We start from the raw sequence: 2,772 nt of genomic DNA, 5'->3' as shown, positions 1-2,772 counted from the left end.
CTTGTCGCTGTCACTGTGCCGAGTTCTGGAATGGATACCTGGTAGTCGGACAGAATTTCGAGAAGGAACGCTTCGAATTCCTCGTCGGCCCGGTCAACTTCATCAATCAGTAGAACCGGTGCTTGCTCCTGTCGAATGGCTGCCAGGAGGGGGCGTTCCATGAGATATTTTTCCGAAAACACAGCCTCTTCGACCGTATTGGCATCTTCTCCGGAACCTTCTCTGGCCTTGATTGCCAGAAGTTGCCGTTGATAGTTCCACTCATAAATGGCGTCTGACCGGTCCAGCCCCTCATAACACTGGAGCCGGATCAGGTTGGTCACTTCCAATTTGGCGAGTGCCTTTGCGACTTCGGTTTTGCCAACACCGGCTTCCCCTTCCAAAAGAAGAGGACGGTTCAGCATTTCGGTCAGCAGCAAGGCTGTTGCTAGACCGTCATCTGCGACGTACCCGGTTTTCGCGAGAGCCTCAGCCAATTGTTCCTTGGACTTGGTCATATGCCAGCAATCATGGTGATGGTGGGTTTCGAATGCATCTACATCAAAGGCCGAGGCTGCGGGCTTATGCCCGCAGCTCTCTTGTCCGAATGATCAGTCGTGTGCGCCCAGACCCTTGGCCGCCTGCCACAGGCGCCAGGCATCATGTGGCATCTGAATGTGTGTGCTGCCCAGGAACTGGAACGCATCATTCACCGCATTGGAGAAGGCTGGTACGCCGCCGACATTCGGGCTCTCGCCAACCCCTTTTGCACCAATCGGATGATGCGGGCTTGGCGTAACCGTGTGATCGGTTTCCCAATGAGGTGTTTCAACAGCCGTCGGGATGAAGAAGTCCATGAAGGACGCTCCCATGACGTTGCCCATTTCGTCGTAACGGATCTCCTGACCCATCGCGATGGCAAAGGCTTCTGTCAGACCACCGTGCACCTGCCCCTCAATTATCATCGGGTTGATCCGCGTTCCGCAATCATCCAGCGCATAGAAGCGACGGGTCTTGGCAACACCGGTATCCACATCAATGTCCATGACGCAGAAATAGGCACCAAACGGATAGGTCATGTTGGGCGGATCATAGTAGCTGACAGCTTCCAGACCGGGTTCGATGCCTTGCGGGGGAGCATGGTAAGCCGCCCAGGCGATTTCTTTCATCGATTTCCGGGCTTGCGGATTGCCCTTCACCTGGAAACCATCAACATCCCATTCAAGGTCATACTCGGAAACTTCGAGCATGTGAGCCGCAATCATCTGGGCCTTGTTGCGTATTTTCCGTGCGGCCAAGGCAATCGCTGCACCTGCCACAGGTGTTGAACGGGAGCCATAGGTGCCTAGGCCATAAGGTGCGGTATCTGTATCACCTTCCTCTACCATGATGTCGGCCGCCGGAATACCGATCTCCGTCGCAATGATCTGAGCCCACGTTGTTTCGTGGCCCTGACCCTGAGACTTGGTTCCCATCCGGGAGATTACCGAGCCAGTTGGATGAACACGTATTTCTGCACTGTCGAACATCGCGACACCGAGGATATCGCAGTTCTTGGATGGGCCCGCGCCGACAATCTCGGTGAAGAACGACACGCCGATTCCCATGATCTCGCGCGTTTCTCCGCGCTTGAAGGCTTCTTGTTTGGCCTTCTGCTCTTCGCGCAGTTTTCGATACTCAAGGGTGTCCATCGCCTTCTGCATGGCGGTGTGATAGTCGCCGCTGTCGTATTCCCAGCCAAGAGCAGACTGGTAAGGGAACTGCTCCTTTTTGACAAAGTTCTTCATACGAAGATCAGCGGGATCCATTCCCAGCTTTTGCGCCAGAATGTCCATGCCGCGCTCGATGCAATAAGCTGCTTCCGTCACGCGGAAGGAACACCGATAGGCGACACCTCCAGGAGCCTTGTTGGTGTAGACACCGTCGACTTCAAGGTGGGCTGTTGGAAAGTCATAAGACCCAGTGACGATGTTGAAGAAACCGGCCGGCCATTTGGATGGATCGGCACAGGCGTCAAAACCACCATGGTCGGCAAGCACATGGACTTTAAGGCCCGTGACGGTCCCGTCGTTCTTAGCCGCGATCTCTGTCGTCATGTGATAATCACGGGCAAAGGATGTGGTGGAGAGGTTCTCCATCCGGTCTTCAACCCACTTCACCGGAATGCCGGTGACGATTGAAGCGACTATCGCGCAGATGTAACCCGGATAAGCGCCAACCTTATTGCCGAAACCACCGCCTATGTCCGGTGCGATCACATGGATCTTGTGCTCCGGAATAGTGGACAGCAGCGACGCGACTGTGCGGATGACGTGGGGAGCCTGGAATGTGCCCCAAAGCGTCAATTCACCTTTCACCTTGTCCATAGAAGCAACGCACTGACATGTCTCCAGCGGAGACGGGTGGGTGCGGTGGTAGGAGATCATCTCCTTGATGGTCACATCAGCGTCTGAAAAGGCCTGGGACGTTTCGTCCTTGTCGCCGACTTCCCATGTGAAAATATGGTTGTGATGTTTGCGGGTACCGTGAGCGCCTTCCATCTTGCCTTCGAGGTCGGGCCGGAGGACCGGTGCGTCAGCGTCCATTGATTTGAACGGGTCGGTCAGGACCGGAAGCTCTTCGTATTCAACTTCGACCAGCTGGATGGCATCGTCCGCAATGTAGCGGTTTTCCGCGACAACAAACGCAACTTCCTGGTTCTGGTAAAGCACCTTGCCGTCGGCAAGAACCATCTGGACATCGCCTGCCAGGGTTGGCATCCAGGCAAGATTCACACCTTTAAGATCTTCTGCC

Annotated in this window: 2 protein-coding genes; both read right to left on the bottom strand. The window is 55.1% G+C overall.

Features of this window, described 5'->3' with window-relative positions:
- The coding region (locus ABJN75_RS07035) for a MoxR family ATPase (RefSeq protein ID WP_348438136.1) at positions 1 to 497 on the bottom strand (497 nt) is incomplete at its 3' end.
- A gap of 93 nt (positions 498 to 590) precedes the next feature.
- On the bottom strand, positions 591 to 2,772 hold a 2,182-nt coding region (locus ABJN75_RS07030), incomplete at its 5' end, for an aerobic carbon-monoxide dehydrogenase large subunit (RefSeq protein WP_348438134.1).

Origin of the sequence: Hoeflea sp. (assembly GCF_039975035.1) — a bacterium.
GTDB lineage: Bacteria > Pseudomonadota > Alphaproteobacteria > Rhizobiales > Rhizobiaceae > Hoeflea.
Note: the sequence above shows the minus strand (reverse complement) of the source record. Positions and strands in the feature narration are given on the sequence as shown.